Here is a 20009-nt window from a genome sequence, read left to right on the forward strand (position 1 = left end):
GGGACTATCATGACGGGTATGACTGATGACTTTTCCGACTCTTCCAACTCTTCCGTGACCATCGCTTTGGCCCAAATCGACACCTGCGTGGGCGACCTGGATGGCAATGCGGCCAAGGTCCTGTCCTATTCCCGTCGGGCGGCCGGACAAGGGGCCGATGTGGTCCTGTTCCCGGAGATGACCTTGACCGGTTACCCCATCGAAGACCTGGCCTTCCGGGCGACTTTCCGCCAAGCGGCCTGGGACAAGGCTTCCACCTTGGCTGAAGACCTGGGCAAGGAAGGTCTGGGCGATCTCTACGTGGTGGTGGGGACCGTCGCCGCCGACGCCCATGGCCTGCCCCGCAATCGGCTCATCGTTCTCCACCAGGGGGTGGTGGAAGCTTCCTACGATAAGCATTTCCTGCCGAATTATGGGGTTTTCGATGAGTTCCGCATCTTTTCCCCCGGGGACCTGCCTTTGGTGATGACCATCAAAGGCAGGAAGATCGGCTTCGCCATCTGCGAAGACATCTGGCAGGAAGGCGGGCCGGTGGCCCAATTGGCTCAGAAGGGGATCGACCTTCTGGCCACCATCAACGGGTCCCCTTATGAAGAGGGGAAGGGGCATATCCGCACCGATTTGTGCGCCAGGCGGGCTCGGGAGGTGACGGCCCCAGTCATCTACCTGAATCAGGTGGGCGGTCAGGATGACCTGGTTTTCGATGGTGCCAGCTTCGTCGTCAACCCTGATGGCGGCGTCGAAGAGCGTTCCCCCCAGTTCGTGGAAGACCTGAGTTTCTGGACCTTGCCGGCTGTGGCTGGAACCGACTCCGACCAGGCGGGAAGGTCGACCTTGATCCCCCTCATGGATTCGGACGAGGAGGTCTATCGGGCTTGTGTGCTGGGCTTGAAGGATTATATGGCCAAGAACGGCTTCAAAGGCGTGGTCTTGGGCCTGTCCGGGGGAATCGATTCCGCCCTGGTGGCTACCATGGCCGCCGATGCCATTGGCGGTAGTAATGTTTGGGGATTATCCATGCCCAGCATGTATTCATCCTCCGGATCCAAAGACGACGCTGCCGATCTGGCCGCGAACATGGGAGCCCATTATGAGATCCAGCCCATTGAACCCCTCTTCCAAGCCTTCCAGAAACAGCTGGATTTGCAGGGGATCGCGGCCGAAAACCTCCAGGCGAGGATGCGTGGGGTCCTGGTCATGGCCTACTCGAACTCCCACGGCCTCCTGGCCTTGGCCACCGGGAACAAGTCCGAACTGGCCTGCGGTTATTCCACCATCTATGGCGACGCGGTGGGCGGTTACGCCCCCATCAAGGACGTCCTCAAAACCAAGGTCTGGCAGCTGGCGAAGTGGCGCAATTCCTATGCGCTTGGCAAAGGTCAGGTGCCGCCGATTCCGGTCAATTCCATCCTCAAACCGCCTAGCGCCGAGCTGCGCCCGGGCCAGAAGGATTCCGACTCCCTGCCTGAATACGAGCTTTTGGACCAAGTCCTGGCTTCTTATATCGAGAAGGCCCATGGCCGGGCTGATTTGCTCAAGGACGGTTTCGACCCGGAGACGGTGGATACGGTCATGCGCCTGGTCGACAAGGCCGAATGGAAGCGTCGCCAGTACCCGCTCGGGCCCAAGGTGACGGCCCTGGCCTTCGGACGCGATCGTCGCCTTCCGGTGACGTCCGCCTTCAGGGAATGACGGTCTTGGACGCTCGCCGATAGGGGATAATGAAAAGCGGTGGAGACTGACGGTCTTGAAGGATTTCGAGCCAGTCTCCCGACGTCGCTGGGAAATCGATGGGGCATGCTTCGAGGAGGCGGATGACATGCATGTGACGGACGGCAGCAAGAAGCAGTGGTATTACAATTCCCGTACCCATCAGGTGGAGCACGGCATGCTTTCGTCGTATGAGTACCGGATGGGGCCGTATAAGACCCGTCAGGAAGCCGAGAAGGCTTTGGAACTCGCCAAGAAGCGGAATGAGGAATGGGAGGCCGAAGACAAACGTTGGGCAGGGCAGTCCGATCAGGAAGGGGATGGTTCGGGCTCAGCCAATGGCGTCGGCGACAGCGCCGGCAAGAGCGGGGACGGCAAAAAGCCAAGTCGCCGGGACAAGGCCGATGACTGGAAGGGGAGCTGGTTCTGATTCTTCCCCCAGCCTGACTTTTGTAGAAAAGAACGATCTCCTTGCCGTCATTATGTGATAAAGGTCACGCATTTGCCTCTCTATGAGGATGAAAAAGCCACTCTGAATACAAGCCCCTCATCTAGAATGGACTTATCCGACGCATTGAAGCATCGTATGGAACGAGGCACAAAAAGGAGTGCATATGACTACCACAGAAAAGCCAGTCGTTTCCGCTGAGGAACTCCAGGCTGAGGCTTGGAAGGGCTTCGTCGGCGGCAACTGGGAAAAGAACATTGATGTGCGTGACTTCATCCAGAAGAACTACACGCCTTATGAGGGTGATGAATCCTTCTTGGCCCCCGCGACCGAGAAGACCAAGCACCTGTGGAAAAAGCTGGATGACGAATATCTGGCAGTGGAACGCAAGCAGCGCGTTTATGACGTCGACACCCATACTCCCGCGGACATCGACGCCTTCCCCGCTGGCTATATCGATGACCAGGATGATGTGATCGTCGGCCTGCAAACCGACGTTCCCTGCAAGCGCGCCATGATGCCCAACGGCGGTTGGCGCATGGTTGAGCAGGCCATCCGCGAGGCTGGCAAGGAGCCTGATCCCGAGATCAAGAAGATCTTCACCCGTTATCGCAAGACCCATAACGATGGCGTCTTCGGCGTTTACACCGCCCGTATCAAGCGCGCCCGCCACAACAAGATCCTCACTGGTCTGCCGGATGCTTACGGCCGTGGCCGCATCATCGGCGATTACCGTCGCGTGGCCCTTTACGGCGTCAACACCCTGATCGCCTTCAAGAAGCTGGACAAGGACTCCATCCCTTACCGCAACGACTTCACCGAGCCTGAGATCGAGCATTGGATCCGCTTCCGCGAAGAGCATGATGAGCAGATCAAGGCCCTGAAGAAGCTCATTGTTCTGGGCAACGAGTACGGACTGGATCTGTCACGTCCCGCTCAGACAGCCAAGGAAGCCGTTCAGTGGACCTACATGGGCTACTTGGCCTCCGTCAAGAGCCAGGATGGCGCCGCCATGTCCATCGGCCGCCTGTCCGCCTTCTTCGATTGCTACTTCGAGCGCGACCTCAAGGCCGGCATCATCGATGAAACCGATGCTCAGGAAATCATCGATAACATCGTCATGAAGTTGCGTATCGTCCGCTTCCTGCGTACCAAGGACTACGACAACATCTTCTCCGGCGACCCTTACTGGGCCACCTGGTCCGACGCAGGCTTCGGCGATGATGGCCGCACCCTGGTCACCAAGACCTCCTTCCGGCTGCTCAACACCCTGACTTTGGAGCATCTGGGACCCGGCCCCGAACCCAACATCACCATCTTCTGGGATCCCAAGCTGCCGGAAGGCTACAAGCGTTTCTGCGCCAAGATCTCCATCGACACCTCCGCCATCCAGTACGAGTCCGATAAGGACATCCGTTCCCACTGGGGCGATGACGCCGCCATCGCCTGTTGCGTGTCTCCTATGCGTGTCGGCAAGCAGATGCAGTTCTTCGCCGCCCGTGTGAACACGGCCAAGGCCTTCCTTTACGCCCTCAACGACGGCCGCGATGAGATGACCGGTCTGCGCGTGATCGACGAAGGCGTCCTGGATCCAATCCAGTTCAACGCGGACGGCTCCCTCAACTTCGAGTCCGTCACCAAGAACTACGAGAAGGCCCTGGAATGGCTGTCCGAGACTTACGTCGAGGCCTTGAACATCATCCATTACATGCATGATAAGTACGCCTACGAGGCCATCGAGATGGCCCTGCACGACAAGGAAGTCTACCGCACCCTCGGTTGCGGCATGTCCGGTCTGTCCATCGCGGCCGACTCCCTGTCCGCAGTCAAGTACGCCAAGGTCTACCCGATCTACAACAAGGACGCCAAGGGCACTCCCGAGTATGTGGAAGGGGCTGACGACGACCTGATCGTCAACTTCAAGACCGTGGGCGACTTCCCGATTTACGGCAACGATGATGACCGGGCCGATGATTTGGCCAAGTGGGTGGTCTCCACCGTCATGGGTCAGGTTCGTCGTCTGCCCGTCTACCGCGACGCCGTCCCCACCCAGTCCATCCTGACCATCACGTCCAACGTGGAATATGGCAAGAACACCGGGTCCTTCCCCTCTGGGCACAAGAAGGGCACCCCCTTCGCCCCCGGCGCCAACCCTGAGAACGGCATGGATTCCCATGGCATGCTGCCTTCCATGTATTCCGTGGGCAAAATCGACTACGATGACGCCTTGGATGGCATCTCCCTGACCAACACCATCACCCCTGATGGTTTGGGTCGCGATGAAGAGGACCGCATCACCAATCTGGTGGGCATCCTGGATTCCGGCAACGGTCATGGCCTCTACCACGCCAACATCAACGTCCTGCGTAAGGAACAGCTGGAGGACGCCGTCGAGCATCCTGAAAAGTATCCTCACCTGACCGTCCGCGTGTCCGGCTACGCCGTCAACTTCGTCAAGCTGACCAAGGAACAGCAGCTGGATGTCATCTCCCGCACCTTCCATCAGGGAGCGGTGACCGACTAAGGGTAGCTTTTCCGATTAAGCCAGAGGGGCTGGGCCGCGAGGGTCCGGCCCCTCTTCCCTTTTGGCCTACCTCTTCTTAAACGAATCGCCTGTGCTCAGAGGGAAGCGGACTGACACCTCTTTCTGTCTGGGCAGGAAAAACGTTAGGATAGGGGAAGACGAAAACCGTAACGAGCTCCGCTCATCCAGATGGCAACCATCCAGATGAGGCTCGGACCTAAGGAGACGACGATGTCAGACTTCCGCACCACCCAGCCGCACATGCTGAAGGAATCCAAGGCTTACCAAAGCCAAATCCTCATGGGAGGCCTGTCAGGGTTCGAGTCCCCGGTCGGGATGGACCGGCGGGACAGGCTCCAGGCGTTGAAAACGGGGGATATCGGTTTCGTCCATTCTTGGGACATCAACACATCGGTCGACGGGCCCGGTACCCGGATGACCGTCTTCATGAGTGGCTGCCCCTTGCGCTGCCAATACTGTCAAAACCCCGACACCTGGAAGATGAGGGATGGGCGGCCCGTCTACCTGGAGGCCATGATCGACAAGGTCGCCCGCTACAAGGACCTGTTCCAACTGACCCATGGTGGCATCACCTTCTCCGGTGGTGAGTCCATGCAGCAGCCGAAATTCGTCACCCGGGTTTTCCGGGCGGCCAAGGAGATGGGGATCCATACCTGTCTGGATACCTCCGGCTTCCTGGGTAAGAACTACAGCGATCGGGACATCGAAGACATCGACCTCTGCCTGCTGGATGTGAAGTCAGGCGATGAGGAGACCTATCACAAGGTGACGGGGGGGACCTTGCAGCCGACCATCGACTTCGGCAAAAGGCTGTCGAAGCTGGGCTCGAAGATTTGGATTCGCTTCGTTTTGGTCCCCGGTCTCACCGACTCGGTGGAAAACGTGGAGAACGTGGCCCGGATCTGTGAACAGTTCGGGAACGCGGTGGAGCATATCGATGTTCTACCTTTCCATCAACTGGGCCGGCCCAAGTGGCATGAGTTGCGCATCCCTTACCCTTTGGAGGACGCCAAGGGGCCGGGCAAGGAGCTGAAAGCCCGCGTCATCAAGCAGTTCGAAGACCACGGATTCGTCGTTTACTGATTCGTCCCGTCCATCCCGCTACCGGAGGCGTGTTAGGCTGGTTTCGTTATGACTTACCAAGAAAAGCATGTGAGGCTTCTCAAGGAACCAGCCGGGGGAGTCCCTGACCTGATCGATACCAGAGCCGAGTACGACGACTTCCTCCAGCGTTTTTCCTCCGCCTCAGGACCCATAGCAGTGGACGCGGAACGTGCCTCCGGCTACCGCTATTCCCAGCAGGATTGGCTCATCCAATTCAAAAGGGAAGGGGCCGGGATCGCCTTGATCGACCCGGTCGCCTTGTCCGAGCAAGAGATGGACTGGCAAGACGTGAACGAGGCTTTCGGAGACGCCGTCTGGATCATGCATGACAGCTCCCAGGACCTGCCGGGCTATTTCGACTTGGGGCTCAAGCCCGCCGGTCTCTTCGACACCGAAAGGGCCGCCCGCCTCCTGGGACAGGTCCGTTTCGGGCTGGCAGCCGTCACGGAACGTTATCTTGACCTCACTTTGGCCAAGGAGCATTCAGCCGCCGACTGGTCCTACCGGCCTTTGGACCGGGACATGCGCATTTACGCCGCCTTGGACGTGGAAGTGCTCATCGAGCTGGAAGGCCTGATGAAGAAAGACCTGAAGAAAGCGGGCAAATGGGACTGGGCCCAGGAGGATTTCATCTACCTCCTGAACAAGGGGAAACAGGCCAAACCTTTGAAGGAAGAGCCTTGGAGGGGGATCTCCCACATCAACGTCATCGACCGGGACCTGCGGGGCCTTGCCATCGCCCGGGCACTGTGGACCGTCCGGGACCGGCTGGCCCAAGACAACGACATCGCCCCCCACCTGCTTCTGCAGGATTCGGCCATCATCGAAGCCGCCCAGCGCAAGCCCCACAATTCCCAGGAGTTCCGGCGGATCCGCTCTCTCAATCAGCGGGTGCGGGTCCATAAGGGGGATGAGCGGGACAAGATGTTCGAACGTTACGCCCCCATCCAAAGGAAGGTCAAGCCACAAGTCTGGAAGGAGGCCATCTTCCAGGCCCTCTCCCTTCCTTACGATCAGCTCCCCAAGAGGAGGAACGAGAATCCGGAGACGGGGGAGAACGCCCCGAAATCCCTGAAATACTGGCGGATCCATCACCCAGACCGGTATGAGCTCCTCCAATCCGTCCGCAAATTCATCACCCAGGTTTCGGAGGACACCTCCACCCCGACGGACATCATCCTCAAGCCCAAGATCGTCCGTAACCTCTGCTGGCATACCGATGTGGACAAGACTCCGGCAGGAATCCACGCTTATCTGCTCAAACAGGGGGCTCGCGCCTGGCAGGCGGACCTGCTTTCTGAGTCGTTGAGTAGCGTTATCATGTAGAGGTTGTCTTTGCGGACTCCTGCAGTCTTAGGCAAAGTGATGTATGAGAAATTGATGAATTGGAGCCTAGCGTGAAAATCACCATGAGGAATGTGGAACCTACCAAGAAGGTTCTGACCGTTACCGTCGATCAGGAAGAGCTTGAGCCTTACATGGACAAGGCCCGCAAGGAAATCGCCAACCAGGTCAATATTCCTGGTTTCCGCAAGGGGCATGTGCCCGGAAAGCTGATCGAGCAGCGCTTCGGCTTCGGGGCCGTTATCGGCGAGGCCGTGAATGACGCCGTTCCCGACTTCTACAATAAGGCCATCGAAGAGCGCAAGCTCCGCCCCATGGACCAGCCCAAGATCGACGTCAAGGACGTCCCCGAGTCCCATGAGGATGACAAGAAGCTGAAGTTCACCGCCGAGGTTGAAGTCCGCCCTGAAGTGAAGCTGCCTAAGTTCGACGCAATGGAAGTCTCCATCCCCGAGCAGGCGGTGACCGATGAAGACGTGGACAAGCGCCTGAACAACCTCCGCCAGCGCTTCGGCACCTTGGTGTCCGTGGACCGTCCCGCCAAGAAGGGCGATTTCGCCAGCATCAACCTGGATACCCAGATCGACGGTAAGAGCGTGGATTCCCAGGAAGGCATCAGCTACGAAGTCGGTTCCGGCGCCATGCTTTCCGGACTGGATGAGGCTTTGGATGGCCTGTCCGCCGGCGAGGACACCACCTTCTCCAGCACCTTGGAAGGCGGCGAGCACGAAGGCGAGAAGGCCGAGGTCAAGCTGACCCTCAACTCCGTCAAAGAAGAGCAGTTGCCTGAGCTGGACGACGAGTTCGCCAAGGACGCGTCCGAGTTCGACACTCTGGACGAGCTCAAGGCTGACATTCGCAAGCAGTCCGAAGTGGACGCTCAGGCCCGTCAGGCCACCGAGGCCCGCGACGCCTTCATGGCCCAGATCGAAGAAGCCGAAGAGATCCCCATCCCCAAGGGCGTGCTTGAGCGCACCGTGACCGAGCACCTGCGTTCCATGGGCGTGGAAGATCCCAAGAAGGCCACCAAGGAGCAGGAGAAAGAAGCCAAGGACAGCGCCGAGAAAGAGCTGCGCGACCAGATCGTCCTCGACACCGTGGCTGAATCCCTCAATGTTCAGGTGACCCAAGCCGACGTGACCAACTTCCTGGCTTCCATCGCCCAGCAGTATGGCATGGATCCGACCAACTTCATCACCTCCATCGTCCAGAACGGCCAACTCAACTCCGCAGTCCAGGAAGTGGCCCGTTCCAAGGGCATGATCGAAGCCATGCGTCAGGTCACCTTCAAGGATCCCGCCGGCAAGGTCGTGGACCTGGGCCAATTCCTCGGCAGTGATGAGGAAGAGGAGGAGGCCAGCGTGGCCGCCGCTTCCCAGGCCGCCGCCGTCGCGGACGAAGTCTCCAAGTCCGAAGAGTAAATTCAAACCCTGAAAGTAGATTTCAGACCCTGGTCTCTGAGGCTTCATGGCTTCTAGAGCCGCTCAGAAAGCCCGAGGAATCGGGCTTTCTTCATTTCCATAAAAGAGACGCGCCGCTGAAGAGACTAGGTCAAGGAGGAATAAGGCATGGAAGGCGAAAACGAGAAAGACTTCTTCTCGGCCAGAAACTGGCCCTTGGCCCTGCTGGTCATCGTCGGGCTTGGCGTGGCCATCGGGGCCTGCTCGGCCGGCCTGACTTACCTCCTCGACTTCGTCCAGAAGGTCTGTCTGGGTTGGGCCGAAAGCCTGGACGATCCCACCCCCTTCATCACCCCTTGGCGGAGAAGGCTGGTCAGCATCGTCCTCGCCTCTTTCATCGCATCCCTCATCTGGTATCTGATCAGGAAGAGGGAGAAGCCGATCCCGTCCGTTTCCGGGGCGGTGACCGGCAAGCCCATGCCTGTCTTGCGCAGCCTGACCCATATCATCCTGCAGATCGTCATCGTCGGGGCCGGTCTTCCCGTCGGCCGGGAGACCGCGCCCCGCGAATTGGGCGCTTTGTTCGGACAGAAGCTCTCTTCCACCCTCCGCCTGTCCAAGAAAGACATGCCTGTGGTCATCGCCGTGGCCGCAGGCGCCGGCTTCGCCGGGGTTTACAACGCGCCTTTGGCGGGGACTTTCTTCGCCTTGGAGATCCTCCTGTCCAGGATCGAACTGCCCGTGGTCGGCTTGGCCTTGGGGACCTCCCTGGTTTCCACCTTCACCGCCGGCTTCCTCAAGGGGATCAAGGTCTTCTATCGATTGCCGGTTTTGAAAGTCAGCATCCATCTGATGGTTTTCTCCTGCCTGATCGGGCCCCTCTGCGGTCTGGCCGCCTTTTTCTTCCGTATGTTCACCCAATGGGCGAACCGTCGGCAGGAGACCTCAAGGAAGACCTTATGGATGTTGCCTCTGATGGGCTTGATGACCGGTCTGGTGGCCATCGTCTTCCCCCAGGTGATGGGGAATGGCCGTTCCCAGGCACAGATGGCTTACGGCTTGAGTCTGCTCGCCCAGGCTTCAGGCGGTCGGCAAGTGGCCGGATTCACGGGCCTGGATGCCTTGAAGGGTCTGGGGGACTTGAGCCTCGGGAGCCTCCGCCCAGGGAAGGCGGTCGGGATCGTCCTGTTGGTCTTGATGGTCCTGATCGTCGCCAAGACTTTGCTGGCCGGATTCACCATCCGGGCGGGGGCGGCCGGAGGAGTCCTGACCCCGGCCGTCGCGGTCGGTGCCTGCCTCGGGGCCATGCTGGCCCTGCTCATATCGCTCGCCTTTCCCAGTCTGGGCCTGAGCGTGGGGATCTGCGCCTATGTGGCCTCGGCCGCCTTCCTGGCCACCTCCCAGAAGGCCCCTTTGATGGCCACGGCTTTCATGCTGGAACTGACCCACGCCAGCATCTCTTTCGTCCTTCCCCTTGGCTTGGCGGCCGGCCTGTCGGTCCTCACTTCCTTCTGGCTGGAGCAAAGCCCTTGGGGGAAGGGGATGTCCAAGGCGGCCAGCCTTCCAGCAGGAATCAAAAGTTGATATATACCGACTCAATTTTTTATGCTTACTGCTCAAAGAAGGCTGACGGTCGTTTAGAGGCGGTAATCTAAGAGGCATAGTTTGATAGCTAAAGGAGACATAGTGACAGATAATCTGCCCGTTTCCCCCCGCATGGAAGGGGAGACCCCCATGGGAGGCGGAGACCCGATTTTCAGCCGTCTTCTCAAAGACCGCATCATTTGGTTGGGGTCCGAGGTGAAGGATGAGAACGCCAATGTGATTTGCGCCCAGATGCTCATGCTGGCGGCCGAAGATCCCAAGAAGGATATTTGGCTTTACATCAATTCGCCTGGTGGATCCATCACCGCAGGCATGGCCATTTACGACACCATGCAGTTGATCGAGCCGGACGTGGCCACCGTGGCCGTGGGCATGGCCGCCTCCATGGGCCAGTTCCTCCTGTCTTCCGGGACCAAAGGCAAGCGTTTCATCACCTCCCACGCCCGGGTGCTCATGCACCAGCCTTCCGGCGGGGTGGGCGGCACCGCCACGGATGTGAGGATCAACGCGGAGCTCATCATGGACATGAAGAAAACCTTGTCCGAGTTGACCGCGGAACAGACCGGGCATACGGTGGAGGAGATCTACCGGGACAACGAATACGACCATTGGTTCACTGCTCAGCAGGCTTTGGATTATGGCTTCGTCGATAAGATCGTGACCACTCCGGGATCGATGACGACTCAAGGACAGGGGGAGTAAATGGCATCCGAAGAAGCGCGATTCGTCGCCCGGGCTCAGCGTTTGGCCGGACCGACCGGTTTGGCTCCTGGCATGCCCCAGGCTCGGTACGTCATGCCTCAATTCGAAGAGCGGACCTCTTTCGGTTTCAAGCGGTCCGATCCCTACAGCAAGCTTTTCGAAGACAGGATCATCTTCATGGGCGTGCAGGTGGATGATACTTCCGCAGACGACATCATGGCCCAGCTTTTGGTTTTGGAAAGCCAGGACCCTGACCGCGATGTGGTCCTGTACATCAATTCCCCCGGCGGGTCCATGACCGCCATGACCGCCATCTATGACACCATGCAGTACATCAAACCGGACGTGCAGACCGTCTGCCTGGGTCAGGCCGCATCGGCCGCCGCCATCCTGCTGGCTGCCGGCACCAAAGGTAAGAGGCTCATGCTGCCGAACGCCCGGGTGCTCATCCATCAGCCGGCCATGGGCCAGGATTTCGGCAAGGCGACCGAGATCGAGATCCAGGCCAAGGAACTCCTGCGTATGCGCGAATGGCTGGAGGAGACCTTGGCCAAGCATACCGGCCAGGAAGTGGACCGGATCCGTAAGGACATCGAGACGGACACCATCCTCACGGCCCAGCAGGCCTTGGAATACGGCATGGTCGACGCCGTCCTGGAACATCGCAAATAAGGGGACTGACCGGTCCTCTTCAGGGTCGAGTGCTTTCGCCTCGGCCCTTTTGCCGTTTCAGGGCTTCAAACCAGCGGAAGGCTGAAACCCGGAGCGGCATAGTAGAGTGGACGCATGGACACGGAAAGGATGGCGAAGGCGCCATGGGGCAAGTGATCGACTACAATGACGACGTCCCCCGCTGCAGTTTCTGCGGCAAGACGGAACTCCAGGTGGCCAAGCTCGTCACCGGGGCCGGGGTGGCCATCTGCGACGAATGCATCGAACTCTGCGTGGACATCGTCTCCGATGAACGCCGGGCCGATGCCCAGGCCCATAAGCTCCAGCTGAAAAAACCCAGCCGGATCCGGCGCTTTCTCGATTCATACGTCATCGGTCAGGACGAAGCGAAGAAGGCCTTGTCCGTCGCCGTCTACAACCACTACAAGAGGATCAACCTGCGATGGGAGGACTCAGCCGACCGTTTAGAAAGGTCCTGGTCCCATCAAGGCTCCGACTTGGACGAGGTGGAGATCTCCAAATCCAACGTCCTTCTTCTGGGTCCCACCGGGACGGGCAAGACCTATCTGGCTTCCACTTTGGCTAGGATCATGGACGTCCCCTTCACCATCGTCGACGCGACCACTCTGACCGAAGCCGGCTATGTGGGCGATGACGTGGAGACCATCCTGCAAAGGCTCATCCAGGCCGCCGATGGGGACATCAGCCGGGCGCAGCAAGGCATCATCTACATCGACGAGATCGATAAGATAGCCCGGAAGAGCGGGGAGAACACATCCATCACCCGGGACGTGTCCGGGGAAGGGGTCCAGCAGGCCCTTCTGAAGATCATCGAAGGGACGGTCGCGTCGGTCCCCGTCAAAGGCAGCCGCAAACACGAAGAGCAGGAGATGGTCCAGATCAATACCTCCGACATCCTTTTCATCTGCGGCGGGGCCTTCGTCGGCCTCGAAGACATCATCAGGCACCGGCTGGGCAAGAGGGAGACCGGGTTCGGGACGGATTGGTCCAGCCAGGAGAAAAGCTCCGATGAGATCCTCTCCTTGGTCACCCCGGATGACCTGACAGAATTCGGTCTCCTGCCCGAATTCATAGGCCGTATGCCCGTCCTGGCGACCATGTCTTCCCTGACCGTGGACGACCTGGTCTCCATCCTCACCGAGCCGGCCAACGCCCTGGTCAAACAATTCGCCAAGATCCTGGCCGTGGATGGGGTGGAACTGGTTTTCACCGATCAGGCCTTGGAATCCATAGCCCAGCGGTCTTTGGACCGGGGGACGGGGGCTCGCGGCCTACGCTCAATCATGGAGAGGATTCTGGAAGACGCCATGTACCAGGTCCCCGATCGCGAGGACGTCAGTCAAGTCCGGGTGGACCTCCAGGAGGATGGGACGGTTCACGCTGAACTCATGGCATGATTCCGTGTCCTTTCGCCCCGGAATCTGTCTTGACCTGAGGGTAAAAATGAGACAACCGTGGGCGGTATCCCACCGTTCACCCGAACCCAAAGGAGGGACACATGGCAGATGAGAAGAATCCACTCGAGAGCGTCGCTGATGCGGTCAAGGATGCAGCAAGCAAAGTAGATGTGAGCGAATTGACCGAGAAGGCCGGCCATCTGGCTGACCAGGCGAAGGATGCTCTCAAGAACGTGGATGTTGACGGCATCGCCCAGAAGGCGAAGGACGTGCTTCCCGATCAGGCCGATAAGGTCATCGATGATTTGTCGGAGAAGCTGAAGTAGCGATCTCCGTCGGAATCGTGGCGGAAGGAAAGCCTTCGCCGGGTATAGATGCAGTCATCAGTACGCATGACAGGCGTACGACGAATCGTGATATGGGGACAGGGCCTCAGGTCCTGTCCCTTTTCGTATCCTTCCATGCTTTTCTCAAATCCTTCCTACCCTTTTTTACGCGTCCGTGTGTTCGGTTTTTCCGCAGGTCAGGTTTTGCGCTTCGACAGGTATAGGTTGGAGGGGGGTTGTATGGGAAAATCCAATAGGGGGCGAGGTGATGGGAGATACAGGCGTAGATATGAAGATATGAAAAGAGCCGGTCAATGACCGGCTAGAAGCTCCCGCAGCTGGGCTTGAACCAGCGACATTCTGATTAACAGTCAGACGCTCTGCCAACTGAGCTATGCGGGAATGTTCCGTGCTGTTTGCACTGCACAAGACATAGATTATATGAGGGTGTCTAGAAAAGTTCAAGTTGATAACAGTCGGCGTGTCACACATTTGACCACATTCCCTTGGCGTACTTGGAATCCCCTCCTGGGCGATCCATACTGAAATCATGGATACTCAAGAATACGGACGCAACCGGGATAGGCGACTGAGAAATTTACGGAAGACCCAGGCGGAGAAACTGGGCCGGAGAACAAGGAAACGCCAGGGCACATTGGCTTTGGCCCTCCTGGTGATCGCTCTCTGCGCCCTGATCATGGGTTCCCTGGGAGCCAAGGGGACGGTGGCTACCGCCTGCGCCAGCCAAACCTGCTCCAGCCTCTATATTTGGCCGGTGCGCGGGACTCAAGATCAAGCGTCTGCCGTCCTCGAGGGATTCCGTCCGCCGGCCCAAGACTGGATGCCGGGGCATAGGGGGCTGGACCTATCAGCCGGACCTGGCACCCCCATCCTTTCCCCGGCCGACGGGACGATCGCCTTCGCTGGAGTGGTCGGTGGCAAGGACGTGGTGTCCATCAGACATCAGGGAGGAAGGACCAGCACTTTCGAGCCGGCCCGTACCAGCTTCAAGGTCGGGGACAAGGTCAGCCAGGGGCAGGTCATAGGTCAGGTAGGCGGCCGCAGCGACCACTGCCGGGATTACTGTCTCCAATGGGGCGTCAAGATCGGGAAAAAGGCCTATCTCGACCCTCAAAGCCTGGTCAATCCTCATATGGTGACCCTCAAAGAGATGCTTGAGGAAGACAAGGGCCTATAATGGGGAGCATGGCTGCATGAGAGAACATGTGCAGCTGAGCTCACCCCGAAGGAATGCCATGCTCAAAGAATATAGGCGACCACTTAGCAAGCCGATCGATGACGATCATAATATCTTTTCCCTGCTTCAGGATCGGGCGGAACGCGACCCTGAAGGGGATCTGATCGGATACAAGAACGAATCGGGCGGATGGTCCTATTTCAGCGCCCAGGAATTTCTGGACCTGACCATGATGGTCGCTCGTGGCCTTCTTGCCCGCGGGGTGAAGAAGGGCGACTCCATCGCCATCCTCGCCCATACCCGGTGGGAGTGGACCTGCTTGGACAACGCCATCATGAGCATCGGGGCCGTCGTCGTGCCCATCTACGAGACCAATTCGGCCGCCCAAGTCAAGCAGATCATCAATGATTCCCGGGTCACCTATCTGATGGCGGAGGATGAAAGTCAACTCGCCAAAGTGAACGCCATCGCCGATGAATGCCCCACCCTGCGCGAGACCTTCCTCATGGATACGGCCGATAAGAGCGAATCGGTGGTCGCCGTCCTCAAGGAATTCGGCAAGAACAAGACGGAAGACGATTTCTGGGAGGCGGAGCAGGAAGTCCATGGACAGGACTTGGCGACGATCGTCTACACCTCCGGATCGACCGGAGCCCCGAAGGGTATCGAACTGACCCATTCCAACTTCGTCTTCATCGCCCATTCCGGAGACCAGGCCATGTATGAAATCGGCCATGCACCGGGAGGATCCCGTCTTCTCCTCTTCCTGCCCCTGACCCACGTTTTCGCTCGTTTCATGCAGTATTTCAGCTTCTGCAACACGATCACCCTGGGTCTCTCCCATAACTTCAAGACCATCATCACCGATTTCCGCGACTTCGAGCCCACCTTCATCCTGTCCGTCCCCCGGATCTTCGAGAAGGTTTATAACGCCGCCTCCCAGAAGGCCGGCCGCGGTTTTAAAGGGAAGGTTTTCAGCAACTCCGTCCGTCTAGCCAGGGAATGGTCCCAGGCTCAGCAGGAAGGCCGCCATCTGCCTTTGCCCAAACGGCTCCTGCACGCCTTCTATAACAAGGCCGTCTATCAGCAGATCATGGAGGTCTTCGGCGGACGGGTGCAATACGCCGTTTCGGGCGGCGCTCCTTTGGATCTTGACATCACCCACTTCTTCAACGGGATCGGCTTGCCCATCCTCGAAGGCTACGGGATGACCGAAACCTGCGCCCCCTCCAGCGTCAACCCCACCAGCGGCTATAAGATCGGCACGGTGGGCTTACCTTTGGAAGGCATCAGCGTCGGGGTGACGACCGAACGCGAGCTCTGCCTCAAGGGTAGGAACATCTGCAGGGGCTATCACAACAATCCCGACCTGACCAGGCAGCAGATCATCGACGGCTGGCTCCATACCGGAGATTTGGGCGATGTCGATCAAGACGGCTTCATCACCATCACCGGTCGCAAGAAGGATCTGATCATCACGGCCGGTGGCAAGAACGTCTCGCCGGAAGTCCTGGAAGCTTCGGTCATGGGGTCGCCTGTGGTCGACCAGTGCGTCCTTGTCGGCGACCGCAAGCCGTTCATCGCCGCCATCATCACCCTCAACTTGGCCGACGCCAACGATTGGCTGAAGGCCCAAGGCGCCGCGTCCGTTTCCTCCTTGGATGAAGCGGTGAGGAACCCCATCATCCGAGCCGAAGTGAAAAGGGCGGTCGATAAGGCCAACGCCCTGGTTTCCCGAGCTGAGTCGATCCGCAAGTTCGAAATCGTCCCTGACGTGATCTCTTCCGAAAACGGCATGCTGACCGCCAGCCTGAAGATCAAGAGGGCCGTCATCACCCAGCATTACCAGAAGTTGATCGACAAGGTAATCTACTCTCCGCAGGCCAAAAAGGAGATGCCCAAGAAGGAGCCTAGGAAAGAGACGGCAAAGAGGGGCTGAGTGGGCTGTCTGGCCTAAAGACCGGCTTAGGGAACTTAAAGACCGGCTTGGGAAGCGCTGAGATAACCGGCGTTGACCAGGCCGGTCTTGATATTGGAGGCGGAAATGGTCAGCAAGGTGGGGGAGAAGAGCCGGGAGGAGGGAGAGACGGTTCCCCGGGCCAAGCCGAGGCAATAGGCGCTCAGACGGGCGATGAAGGCCTTGCGGTCCACCATGGCGGTCGACCATTGTTTCCCGTCTACTAGGTGAGGCAGGTTCAGGGGGTAAGTGCCGTAGCCGACGATCAGAGGCCAGTGGGGGTAATCGGCAACCTCGGTCCTTTCGTCCGCGCGGGTGGCTGGATCGGGAACCGGCTTGCGGCGGACGGTCGTTCCTCCGGACAAGTTGGTGATGACCCCGGAGATCGAAATCTGAGGATTGATGTCGGCGCTGGACCCGGTATATCCGGCCTCGTTCAATCCTTCGATGGCCCCTTGACACAAGAGGTCGTTCGCGGCCAGGACTCCGTTGATCCGGACATGGGCGGATGAGCCCGCAGCCGGTCGCAGCCGGTCCTTCAAAGCCTGGGCTATGGTCTGCTTGTTTCCCGCGTTCACCGTCACTGTCCGCCAGTCTTTCGCTCCGCTGGAGGCGGTCAGGAGGCCGGAGGGGCTGTAGATGGCCCCGGACCGGTAATAGGGCCCCAAGACGGACCAAATACCGGAGAAAAGGTCTCGGGTGAAACGGTTGTCTTCCAGAAGAGGCAGGAGGATCTCCACGCTTTGCCGATTCGTCCGGCTGGCTTTGGCCAACGCCAGTTTCGAAGCCAGGCCCCGGGCTTGGGCCCGGCCGATTTGATAGGCGGTCAGGAGAGTGACGGTCTGGTCCGCCTTGAATCCGGGCAGGGCCGAGGAATCCCCCAGCAGGAGGACGGTGAAGCCGTCCTTCCTGGCCTGACGGAGGCTGGATGTCAAAGCGGCGGCGGATTCCTTGTCCTCCTGGCTGTTTTCCGTTGTCTTGGCTGAAGAAACCCCGCTCGGGGCCAGGGCGGCCATCGGGCTGAATTGTTGGGCGACCTGATCGGGCCGATAGGCCGGCGACAGAATCAGGATCTTGCGGGCCGCGGAAGACGGAGCCTCCTTGGTCTTCGCCAGGTAGGAGTCCACTGAGGCTGACTGGTCCTTCAGATTGGAGGATCGATGGGTGCTGACTTCGACCTTTCTCCGGTCCTTTCCCCCATTTTCCTGGTTCAGGGCCTTGTCCAAGTCGGTCGTGAAATTATCCCAGTTGTTCAAAGGGCGATTGGAAGTCACCGCTTCCACGGAGATGGGGGAGGAGGGGGTGAAGACGCCGATTTCGGCTGTGGTCGTCTTGGCTGGTGACGGGGCCTCGCATGCGGCGGAACCGATCAGGAGCATGAAGGCCCCGAAGGCGCACAAGGACCTGGTCCACAGGGACTTAGTCCATAAGGACCGGTTGAGCGCTCCGGAACGGTCAGCGGCTCTTCGCTGTGATGACTGACGTGGCATAGACCCTCCTCAAGTCTTCCTGCCATTTTAGGAAATGGACAGGTCATCCGGTCTCAAGTCCTGCTTACCCTTGAAGCATGACACAGGAAATTGAGATCGGCATGGGCAAAACCGGCCGTTTATGCTATTCGTTGGACGATGTGGCGATCATTCCCAACCGCCGCACCCGCGACCCTCAGGATGTGAACACACACTGGCAGGTGGACGCTTACGAATTCGACATTCCTGTCATTGGCGCCCCTATGGATTCGATCATGAGCCCGCAGACCGTCATCGAACTGGGCAAGATGGGCGCCTTGGGCGTCCTGGATTTGGAAGGCCTGTGGACCCGGTACGAGGACCCCCAACCCCTGCTGGACAAGATCCCTTCCATCCCCGATGATCGCATCACCCCCTACCTGCAGAAGATCTACGCGGAACCGATCAAGGCGGATTTGATCTTCAAGCGCCTCCATCAGATTCGCGACGCCGGGGTCACCGTGGCCGGCTCCCTGACCCCTCCCCGCATTCTCGATTTCTATTCGACCGTCTTGGAGGCCGGAGTGGACTTATTCGTCATCCGCGGCTCCGCCGTCTCCGCCGAGCATGTCTCCCGCAACCATGAACCCCTGAACCTGAAAAAGTTCATCTACGAGTTGGATGTGCCGGTCATTGTGGGTGGGGCGGGATCCTACCAGGCAGCCATCCACCTCATGCGCACCGGAGCGGCCGGGGTCCTGGTCGGCCTCGGAGGCACGGCCGTTTCCTCAGCCCGGTCCATCACCGGCATGCATGTGCCCATGGCTACGGTCATCGCCGATGTGGCCGCAGCCCGGAAAGACTACATGGAAGAATCCGATGGCCGTTACGTGCAGGTGATCGCCGATGGTGGTTTGGGGACTTCGGGCAGTTTCGTCAAGACTTTCGCCCTGGGTGCCGACGCCGTCATGATGGGCGACCCCCTGGCCCACGCCAAAGAGGCCCCTGCCCATGGCTCCCACTGGGGACATGAGGCCACTCATGCCGACCTTCCCCGGGGCCGTCGCACCCAGTTCGAAACCCCTTACAGCATGGAGGAAGTCCTTTTCGGGCCCAGTTATGTGGCCGATGGGAGCATGAATTATATCGGGGCTTTGAAAAGAGCCATGGCTTCGGCCGGCTACGTTGATTTGCGCGAATTCCAGAAATGCCCGATCGTGGCGGCCCCCTACGAAAACCGATGAGGCTGGGAGCCTAGGATTTCTGCGGATTATAAGCCGCAAAATGTGGATAAGTGCGGATACCTTGTAAGGTTATCCACACTTTTTTCGTGTAAGTTGACAGAAGAAAAAATTTGAGAGGATAATGAATAAATAATAGCTGCATGGGGCAGCATGGAGCTGAAGAAACCTTCCCTGAAACAAAGGAGTCAGGAGATCGTCGAGGAAGAGGCGCAGGAGGGAAATCGATTCCATGGTGGAATCGATGAAAGACGAGGAAAAATGACGGAAACGTTTAGCAATCCCGATTACTCCCCTCAATCGCATGATTTGAGCAAGAAGCTAGGGAAGCATCACTTCGGCAAAAACAGTCGGAACAAGCAGGACCAGGAGCACGTCTTCGAAGTCATCCAGAAGGTGGGTATGTATGGGGGACGGACGAAATTCCATATCATGCGCTGCGTTCCGGACGATTTACCCAAACAGGAGAGCGTGCGCCTTTCGGTCCTTTCGTGCACCATCGCCTGTCTGAGCGTGGACATCATGCGGGGCAGGCTCAGCCCCCGCCTCCTGGACAGATACATGCTGCCGGAAGTGGAGAAGAAGCTCCTGGTGACCGAGGCCTTCATGCAGAAGTACGCCGGCAAGGATAAGTTCGATCTGATCGACAGCCATGAGACCAAGAACTTCCCGGTGATACCCCGCTTGGTCAACACGATGGTCGTCAACCCCAACAAGTGCGAATCCATCGTGATATTGGCCATCGGGAACGGCCTGTGTTGCGCGACCGTGGTCGTCTCCCGCTTCGAAGACCGGTGGATGTGCACCCACTGCGACATCTCCTGAAGCCGACGAGTCCTTTTCCTCAGCGGACGGAAGGACCGCGGAAGGACCGCGGAAAGGGAGCGGGGG

16 protein-coding genes and 1 tRNA gene are annotated in these 20009 nt (G+C 58.8%); 15 read left to right on the forward strand and 2 right to left on the reverse strand.

All coding sequences use genetic code 11. The features are described from left to right. Window positions 1-9: 9 nt before the first annotated feature. From PSDT_RS03860 to PSDT_RS03910, 11 genes are all read left to right on the forward strand, one after another. Entirely contained in the window at window positions 10-1692 is a 1683-nt protein-coding gene (locus tag PSDT_RS03860; protein ID WP_006289264.1) for an NAD+ synthase, read from the forward strand. A 55-nt stretch (window positions 1693-1747) separates the two neighbouring features. Continuing rightward, window positions 1748-2140, forward strand: coding sequence for an SPOR domain-containing protein (locus PSDT_RS03865; RefSeq protein ID WP_006289263.1), 393 nt, complete (start codon window positions 1748-1750; stop codon window positions 2138-2140). Window positions 2141-2324: 184 nt separating this feature from the next. Then, a complete protein-coding gene (pflB, locus tag PSDT_RS03870) occupies window positions 2325-4682 on the forward strand; it encodes a formate C-acetyltransferase (protein WP_006289262.1) in 2358 nt (785 codons plus the stop codon). A gap of 231 nt (window positions 4683-4913) precedes the next feature. Next, window positions 4914-5786 (forward strand): pyruvate formate-lyase-activating protein, encoded by an 873-nt coding sequence (pflA, locus tag PSDT_RS03875; protein ID WP_006291614.1) that lies wholly within the window; start codon window positions 4914-4916, stop codon window positions 5784-5786. Between the two features lie 48 nt (window positions 5787-5834). Further along, window positions 5835-7133 carry an HRDC domain-containing protein gene (locus tag PSDT_RS03880; protein WP_006289260.1) on the forward strand — a complete coding sequence of 433 codons (1299 nt, stop codon included), beginning with the start codon at window positions 5835-5837 and terminating at the stop codon, window positions 7131-7133. A 71-nt stretch (window positions 7134-7204) separates the two neighbouring features. Beyond that, window positions 7205-8572, forward strand: a complete 1368-nt coding sequence (gene tig, locus PSDT_RS03885) for a trigger factor (RefSeq protein ID WP_006290434.1) — start codon at window positions 7205-7207, stop codon at window positions 8570-8572. Between the two features lie 147 nt (window positions 8573-8719). After that, window positions 8720-10135, forward strand: coding sequence for a chloride channel protein (locus tag PSDT_RS03890; protein ID WP_006289258.1), 1416 nt, complete (start codon window positions 8720-8722; stop codon window positions 10133-10135). Window positions 10136-10267: 132 nt separating this feature from the next. Then, the gene (locus PSDT_RS03895) at window positions 10268-10858 is read left to right on the forward strand and encodes an ATP-dependent Clp protease proteolytic subunit (protein ID WP_171821011.1); all 591 of its coding nucleotides are present in this window, start codon (window positions 10268-10270) and stop codon (window positions 10856-10858) included. Continuing rightward, a complete protein-coding gene (locus PSDT_RS03900; RefSeq protein ID WP_006289256.1) occupies window positions 10859-11530 on the forward strand; it encodes an ATP-dependent Clp protease proteolytic subunit in 672 nt (223 codons plus the stop codon). Between the two features lie 143 nt (window positions 11531-11673). Further along, window positions 11674-12948 (forward strand): ATP-dependent Clp protease ATP-binding subunit ClpX, encoded by a 1275-nt coding sequence (gene clpX / locus PSDT_RS03905; RefSeq protein WP_006290433.1) that lies wholly within the window; start codon window positions 11674-11676, stop codon window positions 12946-12948. Window positions 12949-13049: 101 nt separating this feature from the next. Then, the gene (locus PSDT_RS03910) at window positions 13050-13274 is read left to right on the forward strand and encodes a hypothetical protein (protein ID WP_006289254.1); all 225 of its coding nucleotides are present in this window, start codon (window positions 13050-13052) and stop codon (window positions 13272-13274) included. 329 nt (window positions 13275-13603) lie between these two features. On the opposite strand, the gene PSDT_RS03915 is transcribed toward PSDT_RS03910, so the two are convergent. Beyond that, window positions 13604-13676 (reverse strand) — tRNA-Asn (locus PSDT_RS03915). 148 nt (window positions 13677-13824) lie between these two features. Here PSDT_RS03915 and PSDT_RS03920 point away from each other — a divergent pair. Then, a complete protein-coding gene (locus PSDT_RS03920; protein WP_006289253.1) occupies window positions 13825-14472 on the forward strand; it encodes a M23 family metallopeptidase in 648 nt (215 codons plus the stop codon). A gap of 58 nt (window positions 14473-14530) precedes the next feature. After that, on the forward strand, window positions 14531-16411 hold the full coding sequence (locus tag PSDT_RS03925) for an AMP-dependent synthetase/ligase (RefSeq protein ID WP_006289252.1): 1881 nt from the start codon (window positions 14531-14533) through the stop codon (window positions 16409-16411). A 35-nt stretch (window positions 16412-16446) separates the two neighbouring features. Here the strand turns inward: PSDT_RS03925 and PSDT_RS03930 are convergent, their stop codons facing one another. Beyond that, the gene (locus tag PSDT_RS03930) at window positions 16447-17919 is read right to left on the reverse strand and encodes a type 1 periplasmic-binding domain-containing protein (RefSeq protein WP_006289251.1); all 1473 of its coding nucleotides are present in this window, start codon (window positions 17917-17919) and stop codon (window positions 16447-16449) included. 77 nt (window positions 17920-17996) lie between these two features. Between PSDT_RS03930 and PSDT_RS03935 the strand changes: the two genes are divergently transcribed. Both PSDT_RS03935 and PSDT_RS03940 read left to right on the forward strand, forming a co-directional pair. After that, a complete protein-coding gene (locus PSDT_RS03935) occupies window positions 17997-19121 on the forward strand; it encodes a GuaB3 family IMP dehydrogenase-related protein (RefSeq protein ID WP_006289250.1) in 1125 nt (374 codons plus the stop codon). 258 nt (window positions 19122-19379) lie between these two features. Then, window positions 19380-19943, forward strand: a complete 564-nt coding sequence (locus PSDT_RS03940; protein ID WP_223293561.1) for a protoporphyrinogen oxidase — start codon at window positions 19380-19382, stop codon at window positions 19941-19943. Window positions 19944-20009: the final 66 nt, after the last annotated feature.

Origin of the sequence: Parascardovia denticolens DSM 10105 = JCM 12538, from assembly GCF_001042675.1 — a bacterium.
Taxonomy (GTDB): domain Bacteria; phylum Actinomycetota; class Actinomycetes; order Actinomycetales; family Bifidobacteriaceae; genus Scardovia; species Scardovia denticolens.

Bases quoted from the DNA above. Each gene is read 5' to 3' on its own strand.
- PSDT_RS03860 (WP_006289264.1), top strand. From the start codon at position 10: ATGACGGGTATGACTGATGACTTTTCCGACTCTTCCAACTCTTCCGTG.
- pflB (WP_006289262.1), top strand. From the start codon at position 2,325: ATGACTACCACAGAAAAGCCAGTCGTTTCCGCTGAGGAACTCCAGGCT.
- pflA (WP_006291614.1), top strand. From the start codon at position 4,914: ATGTCAGACTTCCGCACCACCCAGCCGCACATGCTGAAGGAATCCAAG.
- PSDT_RS03880 (WP_006289260.1), top strand. From the start codon at position 5,835: ATGACTTACCAAGAAAAGCATGTGAGGCTTCTCAAGGAACCAGCCGGG.
- PSDT_RS03890 (WP_006289258.1), top strand. From the start codon at position 8,720: ATGGAAGGCGAAAACGAGAAAGACTTCTTCTCGGCCAGAAACTGGCCC.
- PSDT_RS03895 (WP_171821011.1), top strand. From the start codon at position 10,268: ATGGAAGGGGAGACCCCCATGGGAGGCGGAGACCCGATTTTCAGCCGT.
- PSDT_RS03900 (WP_006289256.1), top strand. From the start codon at position 10,859: ATGGCATCCGAAGAAGCGCGATTCGTCGCCCGGGCTCAGCGTTTGGCC.
- clpX (WP_006290433.1), top strand. From the start codon at position 11,674: ATGGGGCAAGTGATCGACTACAATGACGACGTCCCCCGCTGCAGTTTC.
- PSDT_RS03910 (WP_006289254.1), top strand. From the start codon at position 13,050: ATGGCAGATGAGAAGAATCCACTCGAGAGCGTCGCTGATGCGGTCAAG.
- PSDT_RS03920 (WP_006289253.1), top strand. From the start codon at position 13,825: ATGGATACTCAAGAATACGGACGCAACCGGGATAGGCGACTGAGAAAT.
- PSDT_RS03925 (WP_006289252.1), top strand. From the start codon at position 14,531: ATGCTCAAAGAATATAGGCGACCACTTAGCAAGCCGATCGATGACGAT.
- PSDT_RS03930 (WP_006289251.1), bottom strand. From the start codon at position 17,919: ATGCCACGTCAGTCATCACAGCGAAGAGCCGCTGACCGTTCCGGAGCG.
- PSDT_RS03935 (WP_006289250.1), top strand. From the start codon at position 17,997: ATGACACAGGAAATTGAGATCGGCATGGGCAAAACCGGCCGTTTATGC.
- PSDT_RS03940 (WP_223293561.1), top strand. From the start codon at position 19,380: ATGACGGAAACGTTTAGCAATCCCGATTACTCCCCTCAATCGCATGAT.